Source organism: Rhizobium leguminosarum (assembly GCF_010668065.1).
Taxonomy (GTDB): Bacteria; Pseudomonadota; Alphaproteobacteria; order Rhizobiales; family Rhizobiaceae; genus Rhizobium; species Rhizobium leguminosarum_S.
The window spans coordinates 23,681-45,478 of sequence record NZ_WUEN01000007.1 but is presented as its reverse complement, the minus strand read 5'-3'; the positions used below and the strand labels follow the sequence as shown (position 1 = coordinate 45,478).

Genomic DNA, 21,798 nt, shown 5'->3' with positions numbered 1-21,798 from the left:
CTGGATCTCAGCCGCCTCCGACATTCCAGAGGCCGGCGATCGGCTCTCTCGGGTGTAAAATGGCGCGTGCCTTTCTTTTTGTTCTGGATTCCTTCGGCGTTGGCGGAGCGCCGGATGCGGCGGCTTATGGCGACGAGGGCGCCGATACGCTCGGCCATATCGCCGAGTTCTGCGCAGCCGGAGCCGCAGACCGCGCCGGATTGCGCGAAGGGCCGCTTTCCCTGCCCAACATGTCGGAACTCGGACTGATGCACATCGCGCGATCGGCGTCGGGCCGGTTTCCGGCCGGCATGCCCGTCCCGGAAAAGGTCTACGGCATTTATGGCGCCGCCACCGAAATCTCCCGCGGCAAGGACACGCCGTCGGGCCATTGGGAGATCGCGGGAACACCTGTCAGTTTCGATTGGGGTTATTTCCCGACGGAGGGCGACGCCTTTCCTCAGGAATTCATCGAGGCGCTGTGCAGGGAGGCTGACGTGCCCGGCATTCTCGGCAACTGCCATGCCTCGGGAACGGAGATCATCACCCAGCTCGGCGAGGACCATATCCGCACCGGCAAGCCGATCTGCTACACCTCCTCGGATTCGGTCTTCCAGGTCGCGGCGCATGAGGTACATTTCGGCCTCGATCGTCTGCTCGCCTTCTGCCGTTTGGCCCGGGGGCTGCTCGATCCCTACAATATCGGCCGCGTCATCGCCCGGCCCTTTATCGGCCAGTCCGCCTCTACTTTCCAGCGCACCGGAAACCGGCGTGACTTCTCCGTGCTGCCGCCGGAGCCGACGCTGCTCGATCGGCTGATCGAGCACGGCCGGCATGTGCATGCTGTGGGAAAGATCGGCGACATCTTCGCGCATCAGGGCATTTCCAGGGTCATCAAGGCGAATGGCAACGAGGCGCTGATGGATGCGTCGCTCTCGGCGATCGATGAGGCTGAGGACGGCGATCTCGTTTTCACCAATTTCGTCGATTTCGACATGATCTACGGTCATCGCCGCGACGTGCCGGGTTATGCCGCGGCACTCGAAGCCTTCGATGCGCGCTTGCCCGAAGTCCACAAGAAACTGAAGCCCGGCGATCTCGTCGTGCTCACCGCCGATCACGGCTGCGATCCGACCTGGCGCGGCACCGACCATACGCGCGAGCGCGCGCCTGTCATCGCTTATGGCCCCGGCATCCGGTCTCGTTCGATCGGCGTGCGCCGCAGCTATGCCGATATCGGCGAGAGCATCGCCCGGCATCTCGGCATCCCGGCCGGCCCGCACGGAAGGAGTTTTCTGTGACATCGCATTTGAAGAAGGTCGAACTGCACTGCCATCTGGAGGGTGCGGCACCGCCAGCGCTGACCGCGGCGCAGGCACGGAAATATGGCGTCGACATCAGCGCACAGCTTCGCGACGGCGCCTATGTCTGGCATGATTTCGCAAGCTTCCTCGAATGTTACGACAAGGTTTCCGAGGTCTACAAAACCGAGGAGGACTATGCGCTTCTGACCGAAACCTATCTCGACGAACTCGCCGGCGTCGATACGATCTACAGCGAGCTCATCGTTTCGCCCGACCACGGCAAGCGCATCGGGCTTGGCGCCGACGCCTATATATCCGGTATCTGCGAAGGCATCCGGCGGGCCAGGGAAAAGAGCGGCATCGAAGCCCGGCTGATCGTCACCGGCGAGCGGCATTTCGGTCCGGAGAGCGTGATCGGTGCTGCCGAATATGCGGCAAAGGCCGGCAATCCTTTGATTACCGGCTTCAACCTTGCCGGCGAAGAACGCATGGGCCGTGTCGCCGATTATGCCCGCGCCTTCGATATCGCCCGCGATGCCGGCCTCGGGCTCACCATCCATGCCGGGGAGGTCTGCGGCGCCTTCAGCGTCGCCGACGCGCTCGATGCGGTGCGCCCCTCGCGCATCGGCCATGGGGTGCGCGCCATCGAGGATCTCGATCTGGTGAAGCGGCTTGCCGATCTCGGCACCGTGCTGGAGATCTGCCCAGGCTCCAATATCGCGCTTGGCGTCTTTCCCGATTTCGCGTCCCATCCGTTGCGCCGGCTGAAGGAAGCAGGCATCCGGGTGACCATCAGCTCGGACGATCCGCCTTTCTTCCATACTTCGCTCAAGCGGGAATACGAACTTGCCGCTACGGCTTTCGGCTTCAGCGACGCGGAGATCGATGCCACGACGCGCACGGCGGTCGAGGCAGCCTTCGTGGACGAAGAGACGCGCAAGGCCCTGCTTGCCCGGATTTGAGGGCGAGAGGCTGGGGAAGATTGACCACCACTCTTGCGGTCGGGCCGATTTCCGTGAAAGAAACATTCGATAGAAAGAATGAAAGGCTTCCCCATGGACGGCGTCACAGTCATCGATCATCCGCTTGTGCAGCACAAGCTCACCATCATGCGGCGCAAGGAGACATCGACGGGAAGTTTCCGGCGCTTGCTGCGCGAAATCTCGACGCTGCTCTGCTACGAGGTGACCCGCGATCTCGAACTGACGATGGAAACGATCGAGACGCCGCTGCAGACGATGGAATCGCCGATCCTCGAGGGCAAGAAGCTGGTCTTCGCCTCGATCCTGCGCGCCGGCAACGGGCTGCTCGAAGGCATGCTCGATCTCGTGCCGTCCGCCCGCGTCTCGCATATCGGCGTCTACCGCGACCACGAGACGCTGCAGCCGGTCGAATATTACTTCAAGGCGCCGGAAGACGTGGCCGAGCGGCTGATCATCGTCGTCGACCCGATGCTTGCGACCGGCAATTCCTCGATCGCGGCGATCGACAAGCTCAAGGAACGCGGCGCTCACAATATCCGCTTCCTCTGCCTGCTTGCCGCCCCGGAAGGCATCCGCAACTTCCGCGCCGCGCATCCCGATGTTCCGGTCTTCACCGCATCGATCGACAGTCATCTCAACGAGAAGGGCTATATCATGCCCGGCCTCGGCGATGCCGGCGACCGCATGTACGGCACCAAGTAATTTCAATCTTCCTTTACCAAATCGAAAGACTTCACGGCCCGGAGGTTCATTCCGGGCCTTTTGTTGTCGATATTAGCAACTTATCAGCACTTGAGGTTTAGCAAGCTTGGAGGATGAGGCCCTGCATGAAGCCGGGTTTATACAGGAAGGATTTCTGTTTCATGCTCGTGCGTACCGTTCTATTCGCCAGCATCGCCGCGGTGCTCGCCACACAGGTGCCTTCCTTCTTCGGAACCACCAGCCAGCAGCCCGCTGAAACTCTCTCCGCCAATTACGTATCGACCGAAACCGAGCAGCCGGTCGCACCGGAGCCCGTCTACGGCAGCAGTGCGATCCGCCTGCAGGCCGATGCGCAGGGCCACTATACCGGCAGCTTCAAGATCAACGGCAAGCCGGTGCAGGGCCTGATCGATACCGGCGCCACCTATGTGGCGCTCAACGAGACGCTCGCCCGCCGGCTGGGCTTTACCGCCAACCAGCTCGATTTCCGCTATGGGGTGAACACGGCGAACGGCCAGACGAAGGCCGCGCATGTGACGCTCGACCGCGTCGAGATCGGCGGTATTCGCGTGCGTGAGGTCGAAGCCTTCGTCCTGAAGGACGATGCGCTGACGACGACGCTGGTCGGCATGAGTTTCCTGCAGAAGCTCGCCTCCTATTCCGTCGCCGACGGTTCGCTCAGCCTCAAGCAGTAAACCGCGTCAGAGCAGGCCCGCAATCACCGGTGTCAGCTCCGGCCTCTCCTCTGTGATGCGGTAGTGCGCGGCAAGTGCCGCAACTGCTCTCTCCGCCGCTGCGTCGTCGGCGGCATGAACCAGCGCGATCGGTTCGCCGGCATTGACGCGGGTGCCGAGCGGCAGGAGTTCGGAGAAGCCGACGCGATGATCGATCCGGTCCGCCGGATGGCGTCTTCCGCCGCCGAGATCGATGACACTGACCCCGATACCGCGCGCATCGCAGGCGCCAAGCCAGCCGGACCGGGCGGCCGGAACAGGCTTTGCGACCGGCGCCCTGGCCAGGTATCGGTCGGGGTTTTCGATGAGATCGGCCGGGCCGCCGAGCATGGATACCATGCGCGCGAAGACCTCTGCCGCCTTTCCCGATGACAGGGCCTGACGCGCCATCCTCTCGGCTTCATCAGAGGAAGCGGCAACGCCGGATTTCACCAGCATCTCGGCGGCGAAGGCGAGAACGACAGTCTCGAGCCGCGTGTCCGCCTTTCTGCCCACCAGGAAATCCAGGCAGTTGCGCATCTCGACGGCATTGCCGGCACTATCGGCAAGCGGCTGGTTCATGTCGGTGATCAGGGCCGAGGTCTTCACGCCGGCGCCATTGGCCACCTCGACCAGCGACTGCGCCAGGATCTCCGCCTGGCCGCGGTCCGCCATGAAGGCGCCGTTGCCGACCTTGACGTCGAGCACCAGCGTCTCGAGCCCCGCCGCAAGTTTCTTCGAGAGGATAGAGGCGGTGATCAGGGGAATGGAATCGACGGTGGCGGTCACGTCGCGCACGGCATAGAGCCTGCCGTCGGCGGGCGCCAAGGTGCCGGTCTGGCCGATGATGGCGCATCCCGCCTCCTTCACGACCCTGTGGAACAGATCCGCATCCGGGGTGATCATATAGCCGGGAATGGATTCGAGCTTATCCAGCGTGCCGCCGGTGTGGCCAAGGCCGCGCCCGGAGATCATCGGAACGGCAAGGCCGCAGGCAGCGGCGATCGGCGCCAGCATCAGCGAAACATTGTCGCCAACGCCGCCGGTCGAATGTTTGTCGGCGATCGGGCGATCGATATCGGCCCATTGCAGTCTGTCGCCGGAATCGGCCATCGCCAGCGTCAGGGCAACGATTTCGGCCCGCGACATGCCCTTGAACCAGACGGCCATGGCGAATGCGCCGATCTGGCCTTCCGACAATTGGCCGGCAGCGAGCGCCGCGATGAAGGAGCTGATCTCGGCGGCGTTGAGTTCGTCGCCATCGCGCTTACGTCGGATGATCTCCTGCGGAATCATTTCAATAGCTCGACGCCGTAGCCGGTGCCGACTGTGTTCCGCTCAGAACCGCCAGGATATCGTCGAGCAGGTCGGAAGCGCCGAAGCGGAACGTCGACGGCATCGCCCAGTCCGGTGTCATGATGGTTTCGGCAAGGCTCAGATAGAGCGCGGCATCGGCCACCGAGCCGATGCCGCCTGACGGCTTGAAGCCGACCTTGCGGCCGCTCTCGCGGATAGCGCGGATCATGATATCGGCGGCTTCAAGCGTCGCATTGACGGCGACCTTGCCGGTCGAGGTCTTGATGAAATCGGCGCCGGCTTCGATGGCGAGTTCGGAGGCACGGCGGATCAATGCGGCATCCTTCAGTTCGCCAGTCTCGATGATGACCTTCAGCAGGACGGGGCCGGCGCATTCGGCGCGCACGGCCTTGACCATGTCGGTCACCGCCTTCTCATTGCCGGCGAGCAGCTTGCGGTAGGGGATGACCAGATCGATCTCATCGGCGCCATCGGCAATCGCCTCGCGTGCTTCGGCAGCGACATCGGCCACTTCCATATCGCCGGAAGGGAGGTTGACGACGGTCGCGATCCGCACGGCGTGCGCAGTGCCAAGCATATTGCGGGCCTGAGCGACGAACCGCGGCCAGATGCAGATCGCAGCGCTGGTGCCGTAGGGCGTCTGCGCACGGGCGCAGAGCGCGTCGATTTGCGCCTCGGTGCAATCGTCCCTCAAATTGGTGAGATCGAGAAGAGAAAGGGCGACAGCCGCCGTCTCCCGGTTGGAATGGCTATTCATCTTCGCTTCCTCTAGAGCATGATGCCGAAAAGTGTGAGCGGTTTTCGGACGACATCATGCTCTAACTATATCATGTAGAACAGGATTCAGATTTTAGGCCGACCGGGCCTAAAATCATCCTGTTCCAGCCGCAATCATATCTTTCAATATGGCGGCGAGACGGGCGCCGCCGATGGGCGCCATATCCTTGGTTTCTTCATGGCTGAGCTCATTGCCGGTCATGCCTGCCCCATAGTTGGTGATAACGGAGGCAGCTGCAACCCTCAGGCCCAGCATTCTTGCGATGATGACCTCGGGCACCGTCGACATGCCGACGGCATCTGCACCGAGGATGCGCGCCATGCGGATTTCGGCCGGCGTTTCGAAGCTTGGACCGGAGAACCACATATAGACACCTTGCGCCAGCTCGATTTCAAGCTTTGCCGCTGCCCTCTGCATCGCCGCGGCAAGGCCCGCATCATAGGCATTGGTCATGCCGACGAAACGGTGATCGCTTTCCTCGCCGATCAGCGGGTTCATGCCGGAATAGTTGATGTGATCGGTGATCTGCATTACCGAACCGGGCGGCATGTCGTCACGCAACGATCCGGCCGAATTGGTCAGGATCAGCGCTTCGACGCCGAGCGCCTTCAGCACCTCGATCGGCAGGCGCATGGCGTTGGCATCGCCCTTCTCGTAATAATGTACGCGGCCGGAGAGCATGACGACAGGCACGCCGCCGAGGCGGCCGGCGACGACTTCGCCTGCATGGCCGGAGACGGCACTGACGGGAAAGCCCGGCAGGTCGCGATAGGGAACACGAACGGCGCCGTCCAGCTCACCGACGAGAGAGCCGAGACCGGAGCCGAGCACGATACCATGGCGCGGCTTGATGCCGCCGAGCAATGCGGCAAGCAGGTTGACGGTCGCCTTCATCCGAGTTCGGTCTCAAAACTGAAGGGAAGAAGCTCTTCCAGCGTCATGGTCTTCTTCACGCCTGCCTCATCGCAGAGGTAGATCTTCGTCTCCTTGGAGGCGAATTCGGAGATCTTCTGGCGGCAGCCGCCGCAGGGCGGGCAGAGCGGCAGCTTTTCGGCAATAACGGCCATTTCGACGATCTTCTTCGCGCCGCCCATGATCATGGCGCCGATCGCCGTCGGCTCGGCGCACCATCCTTGCGGAAAGGAGAGGTTTTCGATGTTGGCTCCGGTATAGACCTTACCGTCCTCGGCGCGGATCGCGGCGCCAACCGGGAATTTCGAATAGGGCGCATGGGCAAAGGCCATAGCACCGCGGGCGGCTTCGAACAGATCGTGAGACATATCAACGCTCCTTCGTATAGGGCACGCCGCCGGCTTTCGGCGGGGTCGCGACGCCGATGAAGCCGGCAAGCAGGACGCAGGTCAGGACATAGGGCAGCGCCTGGAAGACCTGAACCGGCACTTCGCCGATCAGCGGCACCTGCTTTCCCTGCATGAAATTTGCCAGCGCATCGAGGAAGCCGAAGAGCAGGCAGGCAAACATGACGGGCACCGGCTTCCACTTGGCAAAGACGAGAGCGGCGAGCGCGATGTAGCCCTTACCGGCCGACATGTCCTTGATGAAGGCGGCGGACTGGGCGATTGCCAGATAGGTGCCGGCAAAGCCGCAGAGAATGCCGGCACACATGACGGCGCGGTAACGCAGCCAGGCAACAGAAATACCTGCCGTATCGACCGCTCCCGGGTTTTCGCCGACGGCGCGCAGCCGCAGGCCGAAGCGTGTGCGGTAAAGCACCCACCAGGAAAACGGCACGGCGAGAAAGGCGAGGTAGGTGAGGATATTGTTGCCGGATATGACATTGGCATAAAGCGGGCCGATGATCGGTATGTCGCGGGCGGCATCGGCGCCCGGCAGGATGATCGGCGCAAAGCGCGAATCCGGCGCCAGCTGCGGCGTGCGCCCGCCCTGGCCGAACCAGGCCTGGCCGAGCACGATGGTGATGCCGGCGATGAAGAAATTGATCGCCACACCTGACACAATCTGGTTGCCGCGGTTGGTGATCGAGGCAAAGCCATGCACCAGGCTCAGCGCCACCGAGCACAGGATGCCGGCACCAAGTCCGAGCCAGGCTGAATCGGTGAGGTAGGCAACGCAGGCGGCGGCAAAGGCCGAGCCCAGCATCTTACCCTCGAGGCCGATATCGAAGATACCGGCGCGTTCCGAAAACAGACCGGCAAGGGCGGTGAAAATCAGCGGGATCGACAGGCGAATCGTGGAGGCTAGAACGCTGATGAAGATGTCATAATAATCCATCGTCCGCTCCTCAGGCTCGCTTTAACTGTTGATAGAGGCGCACCATTGCCGGCCGGAACATGTATTCCAGAGCGCCGGCAAAGAGGATTACCAGACCCTGGATGACGAGGATCATCTCACGGGTGATATTCGGCATTTCGAAGGAGATCCAGTCGCCGCCCTGATAGAGGATGCCGAAGAGGATTGACGCAAGGATGATGCCAAGCGGATGATTGCGGCCCATCAGCGATACGGCGATGCCGACGAAGCCGGCGCCGCCGACGAATCCCACCTGCAGGCGGGCGGAGGCGCCCATAACCGGATTCAGCGCCATCATGCCGGCCAGCGCGCCGGAGAGCATCATCGCGATCATCACGATTCGTACGTACGGAATACCGGCATATGAAGCAGCTGTCGGGCTGACACCCAGCGTGCGCATCTCGAAGCCAAGTTTCGTGCGCCAGATTAACAGCCAGACGACGTAGCACATAACCAGCGCAATGATGAAAGAGACATTCAACGGGGCAGCACCCAGCTTTGTCCCGAATATCTCCATCAGCCATGTTAGCTTCGGCAACTGCCCACCCTCGAGGAATGTGCGTGTTTCCGGCGCCATTTTGCCGGGTACGATCAATACGTGCACCAGCAGGTAATTCATCAGCGAGGCGATGATGTAGTTGAACATGATCGTCGTGATGACGATATGGCTGCCGCGCTTCGCCTGAAGCCATGCCGGAATGAAGGCGGCAACCGCGCCGAAGAGTGCAGCGCCGACCACCGCAACCGGCATCGTCACATACCATGGCACGTAATTATCGAGCGAAAGCGCCACCAAAGCACAGCCGAGGCCACCCATGTAGGCCTGGCCTTCGGAGCCGATATTGAAGAGACCGGCATGGATTGCCACCGCGACGGAAAGGCCGGTGAAGATGAAGCTCGTCGCGTAGAACAGCGTGAAGCCGATGAATTCGCCATTGCCGAGCGCACCCTCGATCAGCAGCGACAGCGCATCGAGCGGGCTTTCACCGATCAGCCAGACGACGAAGCCGGAGATCAGGAAGGCGACGACGAGGTTCAAAATCGGGATGAGGCCGTAGTTGATCCAGTTTGGCAGCGGAACGGAAGCAGTGCTCATAAAGGCCTCATGCGGCAATGCCGGCCATCATCAGGCCGAGGGTCTGTTCACCGGCATCGGGCGTCTTCTCGCCGACGACATGGCCGGCAAACATGACAAGGATACGGTCTGAAAGGGAGCGGATTTCATCGAGTTCGACGGAGACGAGCAGGATCGCCTTGCCCGCGTCGCGCATTTCGATGATCCGGCGGTGGATGAATTCGATAGCGCCGATATCGACGCCGCGTGTCGGCTGGCCGATGATCAGCATCTTCGGATCGCGTTCGATCTCACGAGCAACGACGATCTTCTGCTGGTTGCCGCCGGAGAAATTCGCCGTCTTCAGCCGCGGGTTCGGCGGGCGGATGTCGTATTTCTCGATCTTCTCCATCGCATCCTTGCGGATTGCTTCGAGATCGAGCAGCGGGCCTTTGCTGTAGGCCGGGTGGCGATGATAGCCGAGCACGGAATTTTCATATTCCTCGAATTTCAGCACCAGGCCCATATGGTGACGATCCTCGGGAATATGAGCGAGGCCGAGATCACGCAGGCGGGCGGGATCGGCCTTGTCGATCGTCTGGCCGTCGAGAAGGATTTCGCCGGAGGTCGGCTTGCGGATGCCGGCAATCGCCTCTAGCAATTCGGACTGGCCATTACCGGCGACACCGGCGATGCCGACGATCTCACCAGCGCGCACGTCGAAGGAGACGTTGTCGACCATGGTGACGCCACGATTGTCCTTGACCGTCAGGTTGCGGACGGACAGCACGGCGGCCCCAGGGTTCGCCTCGCCCTTCTGCACGCGCAGCAGCACGCGGCGGCCAACCATCAGCTCGGCGAGCTCCTCCACCGTCGTCTCCGCCGTCTTGCGGGTCGCGACCATTTCGCCGCGGCGCATGACCGAGACCGTATCGGTGATCGCCATGATCTCGCGCAGCTTGTGGGTGATGAGGATGATCGTCTTGCCCTGATCGCGCAGCACCTTGAGGATACGGAAGAGATGATCGGCCTCTGCCGGCGTCAACACGCCGGTGGGCTCGTCGAGGATCAGGATCTCGGCGCCGCGATACATGGCTTTCAGGATCTCGACACGCTGCTGCAGGCCGACCGGGAGCTCTTCAATCAGCGCGTCGGGATCGACCTCCAGGCCATATTCCGTTTCCAGCCGCTTGAGCTCGGCACGGGCCGATGCGACGCCCCTCGCCAGCAGCATGCCGCCTTCGGCGCCAAGCATGATGTTCTCGAGCACCGTGAAATTGTCGACCAGCATGAAGTGCTGGTGCACCATGCCGATGCCGGTGGCGATCGCCGCCTGGCTGTCGCGGATGGTGACGGGATTACCGTTGACGCGGATCTCGCCGCTATCGGCATGGTAGAAACCATAAATGATCGACATCAAGGTCGATTTGCCGGCTCCGTTTTCGCCGATGATGCCGTGGATCGTCCCCTTGGCAACGGTGAGGTTGATGTCCTTGTTGGCGTGGACGGCACCGAACTTCTTGTCGATGCCGACAAGCTCGATAGCGGGCTTATCTGTCACTGCAGACTCCAAATAAGAAAAGGGCGTATGGCGAAAATCCCCTCCGCCATACGCCCGATCTCAATCGTCGATCACATTCGGGCGCGGATCACTTCGGGCAAGCGTTGTCCGAGGTGTAATCGTGAACCTTGACGGTTCCCGCGATGATGTCGGCCTTGGCCTTGTCGACGGCAGCCTGCATTTCCGGTGTGATCAGCGACTTGTTGTTGTCGTCGATCGCGGCGCCAACACCGTCTTCCTTGACGCCGAGCGCCTGGACGCCAGCGGTGAACTTGTCGTTCTTGGTGTCGTTGTAGGCATTGTAGACGGCGAGGTCGACGCGCTTGACCATCGAGGTCAGGACCGAGCCCGGATGCAGATGGTTCTGGTTGGAGTCGACGCCAATCGACAGCTTCTTGTTGTCGGCGGCCGTCTGCAGAACGCCGAGACCGGTGGCACCGGCTGCCGCATAAACGACGTCAGCGCCCTGGTCGATCTGGTTCTTGGCCAGTTCGCCGCCGCGGACCGGGTCGTTCCAGGCAGCGCCCGTGGTGCCGGTCATGTTCTGGAACACTTCGATATCGGCCTTGACGGAGCGGGCGCCCTGCTCGTAGCCGCATTCGAACTTGCGGATCAGCGGAATGTCCATGCCACCGACGAAGCCGACCTTGCCGGTCTTGGAGGCCATGCCGGCGAGAACGCCGACGAGGTAGGAGCCTTCTTCTTCCTTGTAGACAACCGAGCGGACGTTCGGCTTGTCGACGACGGAGTCAACGATGATGAATTTGGTGTCCGGGAATTCGGCTGCAACCTTCTCGATGGCCGAGGTCCAGGCGAAGGAAACGGCAACCACCGGATTGAAACCGCGGCTTGCGAAGTTACGGATGGCCTGTTCGCCCTGGGTGTCGCCCGTCGGCTCGAAGTCGCGATAGGCAATGCCGGTCTCGGTCTTGAACTTCTCGGCGCCGTTATAGGCCGCCTCGTTGAAGGACTTATCGAACTTCCCGCCGGTGCCGTAAACCAGCGCCGGCTTGACATCGGCGGCAAGCGCCGTCGTCGACATGGCAGCCACGGCAAAGAGAGTGAGAAGGGATTTTTTCATTGTGCAGCCCTGTTGTTGCTATTCGTTAGGGGTCCTCCCGCAAGCCCTTTTTGGGCATGTCTGCGGAACCACCGACCTCCCCCCGGAGGCCTGGCTGCGTGCATCCTTGCATGGCTCACGGAAAAATTCACCAGAAATTTTTCAGCTGGTAAAGATTTGCAGCGATTGCCGAAAATCAGCTCTTCGGGGCTGATTTTTGGACATTCTCTCCATCAGAATGCGGATTTTCTAGCCAATCCGGCGGCAAATGCCGACGCAGCAGAGGGGTGACAGCCAACCGGATTAACTGCGTTTTTTATGCGGTGAAGCGACCCGCCACCGGCGGCTTCTTGTAGCCGATCATCCACAGAAGCAGCGCGATCACCAGGAAAACGGCAAAGGCCGGCTGGAGCATCAGCCACTGGAAGATGAGCGTGTAGAAACGCGGGTGGATATAATAGGAAAGGGAGGATTGCAGCGACGTCAGCGTTGCCGGGCTCACGTCCTGCCAAGCATCGGAGATCGGCGTCATCACCACGGAGGACGCCGCAACCGATTGGATCGAATCGATGGTCCCGGCAATCACGGCCGCCGCAAGCGCGACAAGACTCGCCAGACGCAACAGGAAACGCATCAATTCCTCCGACGCTCGATATGCCGGACAATTCCGGCCGGCCGCGCCATTCTCCACCTAGAGAATTACATAGTCGTCGATGAGGTGAAGCACAATGGATGGGCCGAGGCGAGTTTTATCGGAAGAAGTCAAAAAACTGTTAGATTTCGGTTGATCGGCAAAAATTCATCGGTATATATCGCGCCGTTCCGACGATTTGCTCCTACCCTAGGCGCGAACGCCAAAAAAGGACAGGTGGCCGAGTGGTTTAAGGCGCACGCCTGGAACGCGTGTGTACGTGAAAGCGTACCGTGGGTTCGAATCCCACCCTGTCCGCCATACCCTCATTCTCAATATTGATTCAAACCGTATCGAGAGCGGGACGCGGAAGCGTATTGGCGCACGCTTCGATAGAACAAGCTGGTCGTCCGCATATTCTCAAGGGCGCTGCAGCAGGGCGCGTCCAATCGGCTTCGGATTCTCGCTGCGCAACACCAGAGATGTCGTCACGGCCCCAAAACGCGCGATCGTGTCAACGATCGTTTCCAGCTCTCCCGGCGACGGAACCAACACTTTCAAAAGAAAACAGTCCTCTCCGGTGAGGCGCAATACTTCCATGACTTGCGGCATCTCCGCGAACTGTTTCAGACAGGGTTTGATATGCTCATGCGTCGTGCGCAAGCGAAGCACAGCCGTCATTCCAATTCCCAAAGCGGTGGGGTCGATACGGGCGGCGTAACCGACAATGATGCCGCGGTCTTCCAGCCGCTTGACCCGTTCCGATGCTGCCGGCTGAGAGAGCCCGACCCGCCGACCGAGTTCGGAAATCGCAATGCGTCCATTTTCCTGCATCGCTTCGATAATGGCGATATCGGTTGGATCGAGCAGCACCCGATTGTTTTCCTGAAAAGCCATGGGATCACCTTGAAATCATCGGAGAGGGACGTGGTTTTCCGATGATCATTCATTCCGAAGCAAATGAAAATGCATCATTTTCAACTGCGCGGATGATCAGAGGAAAACACATGAAGGACATCATCATATTGCCGGGGATTGGCGGTTCGGGCGAGGCTCATTGGCAAACACGCTGGGAAAGGTCGAACCCGGAAATGCAACGTTTTCAACCAGCCGATTGGGAAAAACCCGACCTGGCAGACTGGATTTCAGCCCTGGAGCGCGCCGTCGGCGCATCGGCAACTCCTCCCCTGCTGGTCGCCCATAGCCTTGCCTGTCTGCTGGTCGCTCATTGGCAGCAGGTTTCTTCGCTTGCCGTTGCCGGAGCATTTCTTGTGGCGGTCCCGGATCCGCAGTCCGCGTCATTCCCTGAGGAGGCGGCCGGATTCGCCGATCCGCCATCGAAAAAGATGCGCTTCCCCACTCTGATCATCGCAAGCGCCGATGATCCCTTCGGCACGCTCGACCATGCCCATGCGCGAGCTGATCTGTGGGGCAGCGGTCTTGTCGCCATCGGTCCTTTCGGCCATATCAACGGGAAAAGCGGCCTTGAGGACTGGGGCCAGGGAAAGGCCTTGCTAACGGCGTTTTCCGCCGGATTGGCAAAATCTGATCGGGCTTGATCTTGTTTTCGAGTTCACGATCGAGGCTCATCGAACCCGTCGCTCCGGCCCGCGCGGCGAGGTTTAAAGCGCCCAAAGATTCCTGATTTTTTACCATGCGGCTTCACCGCGTCTTTGCACGTTTGGGTTTACCGTCTGCCAAAATCAAAAACAGAGGTAAAACAGGTGGAAGAACTTTCGGTAAAGTCGAAGATCATCAAATCCGTCTATTTCAGCCAGGAAGACGGACGGCTCAGGATTTGTTTCAAGAATGGCGAGGAACGTCTGTTCGAAGGCGTTCCCTCCTCGGAAGCGCATGCGATGACGGTGGCGCCGTCTCCCGGCCATTATTATCTCGACCGGATCAGAACCCGGTTTCGCAGATTGGCAGCCTGAAAACCCGAGCGGATACCACCGCTCGCATTGCGGGATTGTGCGAGATCGGGACGAGGCCGGTGGATATTAACCGGCTGTTAGTCCTCGATACCATCCGGGTTGGATCGCCGCTGGCGGAAAGCGGCAACGTGTCGGCGCTGCCGGCTTGTTCAAGGTCGGCCAGCCGGGAGGCTCGGCGGCGGACCCCAGCCAGGAAGCCGAGCCTCCCCGTCATGGGTGCTAGTGGACCGTGATGGTGAAAGGCATGGGCGGCTCTCGGACGCAGCCATGCTCTGCTTGTCTGATGAAATGACCCGGAACGGCTGCGACCTCATCATCCCCTCAACTAGCGAATTGGGGCTAATCCTGTGAAAAACCCGAATTGCCGCATCCGGACTCGACAACGCTTTATTAGAATGATTGCATAATCGGGATAAAGACCGGGGGTAACGATGTTCGAAAATCTGCTTGAGATGCAGGAGCGTGGCGCACGGGACCGTGCCCGTGGCCGCAGCCTAGCCGACAATCCGATGTCGAAGCCGGATATCCTGCCGATCACCGATTTTCAGGAATGGTACTCGATGTTCGACGCCTGGCGCTTCGGTTGGTCGATCGAGGATGCGATGGCGGGGCAGGTCAATATGCCCCGGGATGGCGGCACATTGACCCAGACCTACACCAGAACGGTCTGATCGATCCTGTCCTCGGCGCCGAAGAATTTCAGGTAGCGTTCGACCTCGGCCGGGTCGCCGGTCGCCTTCTGCGGGTTGTCGGAGAGCTTCACCGCTGGACGGCCGTTGGCGTCGCTGACCTTGCAGACGACGGAGATCGGGTTGAGGCCGGAGATCTCGATCGGCGCGCAGCCGGAAAAATCATTCGTCAGGTTCGTGCCCCAGCCAAAGCTCATGCGCACGCGGCCTTCGAAATGCCGGTAGGTATCGATGATGGCGTCGACATCGAGGCCGTCTGAGAAGATCAACAGCTTCTGGCGCGGATCGCGGCCCATCTTCTTCCACCAGTCGATGATCTTCTCGCCGCCTTCGATCGGCGGGGCACTGTCCGGGCGGAAACCGGTCCAGTCGGCGACCCATTCCGGCGCGTCGCGCAGAAAGGCGGCGGTGCCGAAGGCGTCCGGCAGCACGATGAGAAGGTTGCCGCCATAAAGCTTGTTCCAGTCGCGCAGGATCTTGTAGGGCGCGTTGCGGAGCTGCTCGTCGGTTTCGGCAAGGGCGGCGGCCACCATCGGCAGCTCGTGAGCATTGGTGCCGACGGCCTCGAGATCGGAATCCATCGCCAGCAATACGTTGCTGGTACCGGCAAAGGCCGGGCCGATGCCTTCCTTCAGCGCCTCGACGCACCAGCGCTGCCAGAGGAAACTGTGGCGGCGGCGGGTGCCAAAATCGGAGATACGCAGGCCCGGCAGTTCCTTCAGCCGTTCGACCTTCGACCACATCTTCGCCTTGGCGCGAGCATAGAGCACATCGAGGGTGAAGGGACCGAGCGCCTTCATCGCCGAGCGCGAGCGCAGCTCGTTGACGATGGCGAGCGCCGGGATTTCCCACATGGTGGTTTCCTTCCACGATCCGTGGAAATCCAGCACATACTGGCCGTCCTTCTTCGACAGCTCGTATTCGGGAAGCTGGAAATTGGAAAGCCAGGCAAGGAATTCCGGTTCGAAGATCTGCGCGCGACCATAGAAGCTGTTACCGGCAAGCCAGATCATTTCCTTTTTGGAAAGTCTCAGCGTACGGGCATGATCGAGCTGCTCGCGCAACTCACCTTCGTCGAGCTCCTCGGCCAGACGCACCCGCTTGGTGCGGTTGATGAGGGTGAAGGAAGCGTTCACGTCCGGATAAAGCTTCCAGATCATCTGCAGCATCAAAAGCTTGTAGAAGTCGGTATCGATCAGACTGCGGATGATCGGATCGAGTTTCCAAGCGTGATTGTAGACGCGTCTTGCGATATCGGTCCTGGCCATCAAACTCCCGCCCCTGTCCACTCCGGTCAGGTGCTGCCAAATTCCTGGGTACTGCCAAGTTCCCGGCCGGCGCACAAAACCGGCTCGTGCGCCTTCTTATCGAAAAATCAGCAGACAAAGTCCAGACAAAACAATAAACGTCCCGCCGCAGTGTCGCGACGGGACGTGAACATGGTTTTGCTCACGATTATTGGGCCGGCGTTGCGGGCGCCACATTCGGAGCGGCCGGCGTGGTGTTCGGCGTTTCGGTCGGAACGGCAGTACCATTCTGCAGCGCCGGCGCGGGGGCCGGAGCAGGCTGCTGCGACTGAAGCTGCTGGCCTGGCTGCTGCGGTGCCACCTCGTTCGCCTCGCGGTTGCCCCAAATCTCGACCGGTATCCAAACCACGAAGGCAAGCACCAACGCGACGATCAGCACCGTCAGGATGCGATAACCCGTGCGTCCCTGCCTTGCCTTCACGGGCGGGATCAGCTCCTCCTTGTGAAGCTTGCCGTCGGACTTTTCCCAGCGTGTTTCCGTCTGATGGGCCATCATCGTCTCCTTCCGCTGTCTTAACCCGGCCGATCCGGCCGCGAAGAATTTCCGCGGAGGAAACGGGTGGCAGTCTGGAAGGTTCCGAAAGCTCAATAGCCGGCGGCGCGGTCGACCATGAATTGCAGCGGCTCGCCACGCTCGAAACGGGCGATCTGTGTCTCGACATGACGGAACAGCGCGTTTTCTTCGGAGACGGCTGCATCGTGCGGCGTGAGGAACACGTTCTGCAAGTCCCACAACGGGTTGTCTGATGCAAGCGGCTCCGTCTCGAAGACATCGAGGGAAGCGCCGCCGAGGGTGCCGTCACGGATGGCAGAAACGATATCGGCCTCGACCTGGCTCTTGCCGCGGCCGGCATTGATGAAGACCGGCTGCCCGAGCGCGCCGTTGCGGCGCAGCTTCGCAAACAGCCCGGCGTCATAGAAGCCTGCTGTTTCAGGCGTCAGCGGCAGCAGGCCGACGAGGATGTCGGTCCTGGCGAGGAAATTATCCAACTCGAGGGCATCGAAGGTTTCGATGCCCTCGATCTGCTTACGGGTGCGCGACCAGCCGATGACGTTGAACCCCATCACTTTCAGCTTGGCGACTGCATCCTGCCCGAGAATGCCAAGGCCCATGACGCCGACCGTCACTTCTGCCGCCTCCGGCGCGATCAGCTTGGCCCACTCACGCTGCCGCTGATGGCTGTCATGGGTGTATTGCCCGCGCAGATGCATCAGGCATTGCATGACCACCCATTCGCTCATGCGCGTCGTCAGGCTGCGGTCGACAAAGCGGACGATCGGGATCTCGGGCAGGCCGGCCATGCCGATGATGTGGTCGACGCCGGCGCCGCCGGAGAAGATCACTTTCAGGTTCGGCGCCCGTTTGAAGAGATCGGCATCCGGCTTCCAGAGAAGCGCGTATTCGACCTCGCGGAGATCGCGTGACCGATTGGCCGGATCGGCGAGATTGATGCTGCCGCGGTCGGCGAAGGCGGTCTTCAGCACGCGGGCGACGCCTTCGGGATTGAACTTGATGTCGACGAGAACGGGAGAGCTTGCGGGCATGATTTTCTTTATTGCTGTACGGCAGGTGTCGGCACCGCCTCGATGTTGAAAGCGGCGGCCATCAGTGCTCGGGTGTAATCGTCCTTCGGCGCGCGGAAGATGTCGGCTGACGGACCCTGTTCCACCACCTTGCCGAAACGCATGACGATGACGTCGTTGGCGAGCGCCTTCACCACCTTCAGGTCGTGGCTGATGAAGAGATAGGCGAGATCGTGCTTCTTCTGCAGATCGCGCAGGAGATCGACCACCTGCGCCTGGACGCTCATGTCGAGCGCGGAGGTCGGCTCGTCGAGCATGACGAAGCGCGGTTTCAGCACCATGGCCCGGGCGATGGCGATGCGCTGGCGCTGGCCGCCGGAGAATTCGTGCGGATAACGCCAGCGGGTCAGGGGATCGAGACCCACCTCCTCCAGCGCCCAGCAGACGCGCTGGTCGCGTTCTTCTGATGTCAGGGAGCGCTCATGCACCTTCAGCCCTTCCGCGACGATATCGCCGACCGACATGCGCGGGCTGAGCGATCCATAGGGATCCTGGAAGACGACCTGCAACTGGTTGCGCAGAGGCCGCATCTCATTGAATGAATAGCCGGCTATGTCCTTGCCGACGAAGGCGATCCGCCCTTCCGAGGAAATCAGCCGGGTGAGCGCCAGGCCGAGCGTGGTCTTGCCCGAGCCGGACTCGCCGACGACGCCGAGGGTCTGGCCGGCGCGCAGCGAAAGATCGATGCCGTCGACCGCCTTCACATGATCGACGACGCGGCGCATCAGCCCTGATTTGATCGGGAACCAGACGCGGATGTCCGAACCTTCCATCACCATCGGTTTCGACGGATCGGCCAGCGGCGGCTCGCCGCGCGGCTCGGAGGCGAGAAGATGGCGGGTATAGTCATGCTTCGGATTGGCGAAGACCTCTTCGACAGTGCCGGTTTCGACGATCCTGCCCTTGGTCATGACGCAGACGCGATCGGCGAATTTGCGGACGATGCCGAGATCATGGGTGATGAACAGCAACGACATGCCGTGGACGGCCTTCAACTGCCGGAGCAATTCGAGGATCTGCGCCTGCACAGTGACATCGAGGGCGGTGGTCGGCTCGTCGGCGATCAGCAGTTCCGGCCGGTTGGCGAGCGCCATGGCGATCATGACGCGCTGGCGCTGGCCGCCTGACAGTTCGTGCGGATAGGCCTTCAACCGTTTCTCCGGCTCGCGGATGCCGACCTGGTTCAGCAATTCCAGCACGCGCTCACGCGCCGGCTGGCCGGTAAGGCCCTGGTGCAGGGCCAGGATCTCGGCGATCTGCTTCTCGATCGTATGAAGCGGATTGAGCGAGGTCATCGGCTCCTGGAAGATCATGGTGATGTCGTTGCCGCGCACTTCCCGCAGCGCCCGCTCCGACGCCTTCAGGAGGTCCTTGCCCTTGAACAGGATTTCGCCGGAGGGATGGCTTGCGGAGGGGTAAGGCAAAAGCCGCAGGATCGAGTTGGCCGAGACCGACTTGCCGGAGCCGGATTCGCCGACGAGCGCCACGACCTCGCCTTTGGCGATATCGAAAGAAATGTGATCGACGGCGAGCGAGGTTTCGCCGCCCTGATGAAAGGCAACCGAGAGATCGCGGACGGAAAGGAGCGGTTCTGTCATGTCACTCATTGAAACGTCTTCCTCGGATCGAAGGCATCGCGCACGGCTTCGCCGATGAAGATCAGCAGGGAAAGCATGATCGACATGGCGAAGAAGGCCGTCAGCCCGAGCCACGGCGCCTGCAGATTGGTCTTGCCCTGGGCGATCATCTCGCCGAGCGAGGGGGAGCCCGGCGGCATGCCGAAGCCGAGGAAATCGAGCGAGGTCAGTGTCGTGATCGAGCCGGACAGGATGAAGGGCAGGAAGGTCAACGTCGCGACCATGGCGTTCGGCAGCAGGTGGCGCCACATGATGGTGCGATTGTTGACGCCGAGCGCGCGGGCGGCGCGGACATATTCGAAATTGCGGGCGCGCAGGAATTCGGCGCGCACGATGCCGACGAAGCCTACCCAGGAGAAGAGCAGCATGATGCCGAGCAGGACGAAAAAGCCGGGCGGCAGGAGTGCGGCGATGATCAGCAGGATGTAGAGCACCGGCATCGACGACCAGATCTCGATGAAGCGCTGCAACAGCAGATCGGTCCAGCCGCCGAAATAGCCCTGCACCGCACCCGCCGTCACGCCGATGACCGCCGAGCAGATGGTCAGCACCAGGCCGAAGAGCACCGATATGCGGAAGCCGTAGATGACGCGCGCCAGCACGTCGCGCGCCTGGTCGTCAGTGCCGAGCCAGTTCAGATTGCCGAGGGTGCAATCCGGATCGTTCACCCCCTGCGGGTAGCCTGCGCAGCGCTCCTCCTTCGTCATCAGCCAGAAGGGAGCGGTGGGGGCCGAATGCGGAATGTTGGAATTGACCGAGCGGTAGGAATAGCGGATCGGCGGCCAGATCATCCAGCCATTGGCATTGATCTCGTCGGCAATGACCGAAGACCGATAATCGGTTTCGGCCAGGAAGCCGCCGAACTTTTCCTCGGGATAGTCGATGAGGACGGGAAACAGCACCTCGCCCTTGTACGAGGCGATGATCGGCCGGTCGTTGGCGAGGAACTCGGCAAACAGGCTGAGGATAAACAAGACCATGAACAGCCACAGCGACCAGTAACCGCGGCCGTTCGCCCGGAAATTCTGCCAGCGGCGGATGTTGGTCGGCGAGAGCAGGCCCTTGCGCGGCGGCTTGACCGGCGTCGTGACAGCGGGATTTGCGGCGGCGTCCATCAGACATCCCTCCGCTCGAAATCGATGCGCGGATCGATCCAGGTGTAGATCAGGTCGGAAACCAGGCTGACGACGAGGCCGAGCAGCGAGAAGATGTAGAGCGTGGCGAAGACGATCGGGTAATCCCGGTTGATGACCGAGAGATAGCCGAGACGGCCGAGGCCATCCAGCGAGAAGATGTTTTCGATCAGCAGCGAGCCGGTGAAGAAAGCGGAAATGAAGGCGCCGGGAAAACCGGCAATGATGATCAGCATAGCGTTGCGGAAGACATGGCCATAGAGCACCTGCCGCTGGTTCAGGCCCTTGGCGCGGGCGGTGACGACATATTGCTTCTTGATCTCCTCGATGAAGGAATTCTTGGTCAAAAGCGTCGTCGTCGCGAAGGCGGACAGGGAAAGCGAGATCAGCGGCAAGGTCAGGTGCCAGAAATAGTCGAGCGGCTTCTGCCACCAGGCAAGCTGGTCGAAATTGTCGGAGACCAGGCCGCGCAACGGAAACCAGTCGTAGAAGGAGCCGCCGGCGAAAAGCACAATCAGAAGAATGCCGAAGAGGAAGCTCGGCACGGCGTAGCCGACGACGATGACGCCCGACGTCCAGACGTCGAAGGTCGATCCGTCCTTGACCGCCTTGCGGATGCCGAGCGGGATGGAGATGGCGTAGGAGAAGATCAGGATCCAGATGCCGAGCGAGATCGACACCGGCAGCTTTTCCTTGATGAGTTCGAGCACGGAGGTGTTGCGGAAGAAGCTTTCGCCGAAATCGAAGCGGATGTAATTCCACATCATCTCGCCAAAACGGGTCAGCGGCGGCTTGTCGAAGCCGAACTGCTTTTCGAGCTTGGCAATCAGTTCCGGATCGAGCCCTTGGGCGCCGCGATATCTGGAGCCTTCGTCCCCTCCTCCGTCACCCATCAGGTCACCGCCACCGGACAGGCGCTGATCGGCGCCATCGGCCTGGCCGGTCAGCTGGGCGATCACCTGCTCGACCGGGCCACCCGGTGCGAATTGAATGACGATGAAGGAAATCGCCATGATGCCGACGATGGTCGGGATCATCAGAAGCAGGCGGCGAATGACATAGGCGCCCATCAGCCTTCAGCCTCCGGAAATCTTCTTCTTGTCTGCCTGCCGTCCCGTCCGATGCTGCTCAATCCGCCAGCCTTCCCTTGCCGGCCGTACC

The 21,798-nt window shown here is 61.1% G+C and carries 23 protein-coding genes and 1 tRNA gene; 8 read left to right on the top strand and 16 right to left on the bottom strand.

The features are described from left to right. Positions 1-59: 59 nt before the first annotated feature. The 4 genes from GR198_RS19875 (at position 60) to GR198_RS19860 (ending at position 3,663) form a co-directional block, all read left to right on the top strand. Complete coding sequence (locus tag GR198_RS19875) at positions 60-1,280, top strand: phosphopentomutase (RefSeq protein WP_164026531.1); 1,221 nt, start codon at positions 60-62, stop codon at positions 1,278-1,280. Further along, a complete protein-coding gene (locus GR198_RS19870) occupies positions 1,277-2,245 on the top strand; it encodes an adenosine deaminase (protein WP_029873705.1) in 969 nt (322 codons plus the stop codon). Before GR198_RS19875 ends, GR198_RS19870 begins: the two co-directional genes overlap by 4 nt. A 93-nt stretch (positions 2,246-2,338) precedes the next feature. Continuing rightward, positions 2,339-2,968 carry a uracil phosphoribosyltransferase gene (gene upp, locus GR198_RS19865; protein WP_003544477.1) on the top strand — a complete coding sequence of 210 codons (630 nt, stop codon included), beginning with the start codon at positions 2,339-2,341 and terminating at the stop codon, positions 2,966-2,968. Positions 2,969-3,093: 125 nt separating this feature from the next. Further along, positions 3,094-3,663, top strand: coding sequence for a TIGR02281 family clan AA aspartic protease (locus GR198_RS19860; RefSeq protein WP_029873706.1), 570 nt, complete (start codon positions 3,094-3,096; stop codon positions 3,661-3,663). A 6-nt stretch (positions 3,664-3,669) separates the two neighbouring features. Here the strand turns inward: GR198_RS19860 and deoA are convergent, their stop codons facing one another. The 9 genes from deoA to GR198_RS19815 all read right to left on the bottom strand — a co-directional run bounded on the left by deoA (position 3,670) and on the right by GR198_RS19815 (position 12,356). Beyond that, positions 3,670-4,977, bottom strand: coding sequence for a thymidine phosphorylase (gene deoA / locus GR198_RS19855; RefSeq protein WP_029873707.1), 1,308 nt, complete (start codon positions 4,975-4,977; stop codon positions 3,670-3,672). A 1-nt stretch (position 4,978) separates the two neighbouring features. Further along, positions 4,979-5,755 carry a deoxyribose-phosphate aldolase gene (deoC, locus tag GR198_RS19850; protein ID WP_164069450.1) on the bottom strand — a complete coding sequence of 259 codons (777 nt, stop codon included), beginning with the start codon at positions 5,753-5,755 and terminating at the stop codon, positions 4,979-4,981. 114 nt (positions 5,756-5,869) lie between these two features. After that, the gene (locus GR198_RS19845; protein ID WP_028740640.1) at positions 5,870-6,670 is read right to left on the bottom strand and encodes a purine-nucleoside phosphorylase; all 801 of its coding nucleotides are present in this window, start codon (positions 6,668-6,670) and stop codon (positions 5,870-5,872) included. Then, positions 6,667-7,056 carry a cytidine deaminase gene (locus GR198_RS19840; protein ID WP_164069449.1) on the bottom strand — a complete coding sequence of 130 codons (390 nt, stop codon included), beginning with the start codon at positions 7,054-7,056 and terminating at the stop codon, positions 6,667-6,669. The genes GR198_RS19845 and GR198_RS19840 overlap by 4 nt, the downstream gene beginning before the upstream one ends. Before the next feature lies 1 nt (position 7,057). Then, complete coding sequence (locus GR198_RS19835) at positions 7,058-8,029, bottom strand: ABC transporter permease (RefSeq protein ID WP_138388476.1); 972 nt, start codon at positions 8,027-8,029, stop codon at positions 7,058-7,060. A 10-nt stretch (positions 8,030-8,039) separates the two neighbouring features. Then, positions 8,040-9,143: an ABC transporter permease gene (locus GR198_RS19830; RefSeq protein ID WP_164069448.1), complete on the bottom strand. Its 1,104-nt coding sequence runs from the start codon at positions 9,141-9,143 to the stop codon at positions 8,040-8,042. A 7-nt stretch (positions 9,144-9,150) separates the two neighbouring features. Next, on the bottom strand, positions 9,151-10,662 hold the full coding sequence (locus tag GR198_RS19825) for an ABC transporter ATP-binding protein (RefSeq protein ID WP_094086967.1): 1,512 nt from the start codon (positions 10,660-10,662) through the stop codon (positions 9,151-9,153). Between the two features lie 88 nt (positions 10,663-10,750). After that, positions 10,751-11,743: a BMP family lipoprotein gene (locus GR198_RS19820; protein WP_164026525.1), complete on the bottom strand. Its 993-nt coding sequence runs from the start codon at positions 11,741-11,743 to the stop codon at positions 10,751-10,753. A gap of 295 nt (positions 11,744-12,038) precedes the next feature. Next, complete coding sequence (locus tag GR198_RS19815) at positions 12,039-12,356, bottom strand: hypothetical protein (protein ID WP_164026524.1); 318 nt, start codon at positions 12,354-12,356, stop codon at positions 12,039-12,041. A 228-nt stretch (positions 12,357-12,584) separates the two neighbouring features. Here GR198_RS19815 and GR198_RS19810 point away from each other — a divergent pair. Continuing rightward, positions 12,585-12,674, top strand: a tRNA-Ser gene (locus tag GR198_RS19810). A gap of 99 nt (positions 12,675-12,773) precedes the next feature. On the opposite strand, the gene GR198_RS19805 is transcribed toward GR198_RS19810, so the two are convergent. Beyond that, the gene (locus GR198_RS19805) at positions 12,774-13,250 is read right to left on the bottom strand and encodes an Lrp/AsnC family transcriptional regulator (protein ID WP_062943089.1); all 477 of its coding nucleotides are present in this window, start codon (positions 13,248-13,250) and stop codon (positions 12,774-12,776) included. Between the two features lie 41 nt (positions 13,251-13,291). Here GR198_RS19805 and GR198_RS19800 point away from each other — a divergent pair, with 41 nt between their 5' ends. The 3 genes from GR198_RS19800 to GR198_RS19790 all read left to right on the top strand — a co-directional run bounded on the left by GR198_RS19800 (position 13,292) and on the right by GR198_RS19790 (position 14,958). Next, positions 13,292-13,912, top strand: coding sequence for an RBBP9/YdeN family alpha/beta hydrolase (locus GR198_RS19800; RefSeq protein WP_164069447.1), 621 nt, complete (start codon positions 13,292-13,294; stop codon positions 13,910-13,912). A 165-nt stretch (positions 13,913-14,077) separates the two neighbouring features. Further along, on the top strand, positions 14,078-14,287 hold the full coding sequence (locus tag GR198_RS19795) for a KTSC domain-containing protein (RefSeq protein WP_003555857.1): 210 nt from the start codon (positions 14,078-14,080) through the stop codon (positions 14,285-14,287). Positions 14,288-14,718: 431 nt separating this feature from the next. Continuing rightward, positions 14,719-14,958 (top strand): CrpP-related protein, encoded by a 240-nt coding sequence (locus GR198_RS19790; protein WP_164069446.1) that lies wholly within the window; start codon positions 14,719-14,721, stop codon positions 14,956-14,958. On the opposite strand, the gene pncB is transcribed toward GR198_RS19790, so the two are convergent. The 6 genes from pncB to GR198_RS19760 form a co-directional block, all read right to left on the bottom strand. Then, the gene (gene pncB / locus GR198_RS19785; RefSeq protein WP_003544452.1) at positions 14,940-16,244 is read right to left on the bottom strand and encodes a nicotinate phosphoribosyltransferase; all 1,305 of its coding nucleotides are present in this window, start codon (positions 16,242-16,244) and stop codon (positions 14,940-14,942) included. The two genes, GR198_RS19790 and pncB, sit on opposite strands and share 19 nt — an antisense overlap. A gap of 187 nt (positions 16,245-16,431) precedes the next feature. Beyond that, on the bottom strand, positions 16,432-16,779 hold the full coding sequence (locus GR198_RS19780) for a hypothetical protein (RefSeq protein WP_029873715.1): 348 nt from the start codon (positions 16,777-16,779) through the stop codon (positions 16,432-16,434). 89 nt (positions 16,780-16,868) lie between these two features. Further along, positions 16,869-17,828, bottom strand: coding sequence for a 2-hydroxyacid dehydrogenase (locus tag GR198_RS19775; protein WP_029873716.1), 960 nt, complete (start codon positions 17,826-17,828; stop codon positions 16,869-16,871). An 8-nt stretch (positions 17,829-17,836) separates the two neighbouring features. Next, the gene (locus GR198_RS19770) at positions 17,837-19,474 is read right to left on the bottom strand and encodes an ABC transporter ATP-binding protein (protein WP_164069445.1); all 1,638 of its coding nucleotides are present in this window, start codon (positions 19,472-19,474) and stop codon (positions 17,837-17,839) included. Next, positions 19,471-20,619, bottom strand: coding sequence for an ABC transporter permease (locus GR198_RS19765; protein ID WP_164069444.1), 1,149 nt, complete (start codon positions 20,617-20,619; stop codon positions 19,471-19,473). Before GR198_RS19765 ends, GR198_RS19770 begins: the two co-directional genes overlap by 4 nt. Further along, on the bottom strand, positions 20,619-21,707 hold the full coding sequence (locus GR198_RS19760; protein WP_164026516.1) for a microcin C ABC transporter permease YejB: 1,089 nt from the start codon (positions 21,705-21,707) through the stop codon (positions 20,619-20,621). Before GR198_RS19760 ends, GR198_RS19765 begins: the two co-directional genes overlap by 1 nt. Positions 21,708-21,798: the final 91 nt, after the last annotated feature.

Excerpts from the sequence above, each read along its gene's own strand:
- GR198_RS19875 (WP_164026531.1), top strand. The coding sequence starts at position 60 with ATGGCGCGTGCCTTTCTTTTTGTTCTGGATTCCTTCGGCGTTGGCGGA.
- upp (WP_003544477.1), top strand. The coding sequence starts at position 2,339 with ATGGACGGCGTCACAGTCATCGATCATCCGCTTGTGCAGCACAAGCTC.
- GR198_RS19860 (WP_029873706.1), top strand. The coding sequence starts at position 3,094 with ATGAAGCCGGGTTTATACAGGAAGGATTTCTGTTTCATGCTCGTGCGT.
- deoA (WP_029873707.1), bottom strand. The coding sequence starts at position 4,977 with ATGATTCCGCAGGAGATCATCCGACGTAAGCGCGATGGCGACGAACTC.
- deoC (WP_164069450.1), bottom strand. The coding sequence starts at position 5,755 with ATGAATAGCCATTCCAACCGGGAGACGGCGGCTGTCGCCCTTTCTCTT.
- GR198_RS19845 (WP_028740640.1), bottom strand. The coding sequence starts at position 6,670 with ATGAAGGCGACCGTCAACCTGCTTGCCGCATTGCTCGGCGGCATCAAG.
- GR198_RS19840 (WP_164069449.1), bottom strand. The coding sequence starts at position 7,056 with ATGTCTCACGATCTGTTCGAAGCCGCCCGCGGTGCTATGGCCTTTGCC.
- GR198_RS19835 (WP_138388476.1), bottom strand. The coding sequence starts at position 8,029 with ATGGATTATTATGACATCTTCATCAGCGTTCTAGCCTCCACGATTCGC.
- GR198_RS19830 (WP_164069448.1), bottom strand. The coding sequence starts at position 9,143 with ATGAGCACTGCTTCCGTTCCGCTGCCAAACTGGATCAACTACGGCCTC.
- GR198_RS19820 (WP_164026525.1), bottom strand. The coding sequence starts at position 11,743 with ATGAAAAAATCCCTTCTCACTCTCTTTGCCGTGGCTGCCATGTCGACG.
- GR198_RS19815 (WP_164026524.1), bottom strand. The coding sequence starts at position 12,356 with ATGCGTTTCCTGTTGCGTCTGGCGAGTCTTGTCGCGCTTGCGGCGGCC.
- GR198_RS19805 (WP_062943089.1), bottom strand. The coding sequence starts at position 13,250 with ATGGCTTTTCAGGAAAACAATCGGGTGCTGCTCGATCCAACCGATATC.
- GR198_RS19800 (WP_164069447.1), top strand. The coding sequence starts at position 13,292 with ATGATCATTCATTCCGAAGCAAATGAAAATGCATCATTTTCAACTGCG.
- GR198_RS19790 (WP_164069446.1), top strand. The coding sequence starts at position 14,719 with ATGTTCGAAAATCTGCTTGAGATGCAGGAGCGTGGCGCACGGGACCGT.
- pncB (WP_003544452.1), bottom strand. The coding sequence starts at position 16,244 with ATGGCCAGGACCGATATCGCAAGACGCGTCTACAATCACGCTTGGAAA.
- GR198_RS19780 (WP_029873715.1), bottom strand. The coding sequence starts at position 16,779 with ATGATGGCCCATCAGACGGAAACACGCTGGGAAAAGTCCGACGGCAAG.
- GR198_RS19775 (WP_029873716.1), bottom strand. The coding sequence starts at position 17,828 with ATGCCCGCAAGCTCTCCCGTTCTCGTCGACATCAAGTTCAATCCCGAA.
- GR198_RS19770 (WP_164069445.1), bottom strand. The coding sequence starts at position 19,474 with ATGAGTGACATGACAGAACCGCTCCTTTCCGTCCGCGATCTCTCGGTT.
- GR198_RS19765 (WP_164069444.1), bottom strand. The coding sequence starts at position 20,619 with ATGGACGCCGCCGCAAATCCCGCTGTCACGACGCCGGTCAAGCCGCCG.
- GR198_RS19760 (WP_164026516.1), bottom strand. The coding sequence starts at position 21,707 with ATGGGCGCCTATGTCATTCGCCGCCTGCTTCTGATGATCCCGACCATC.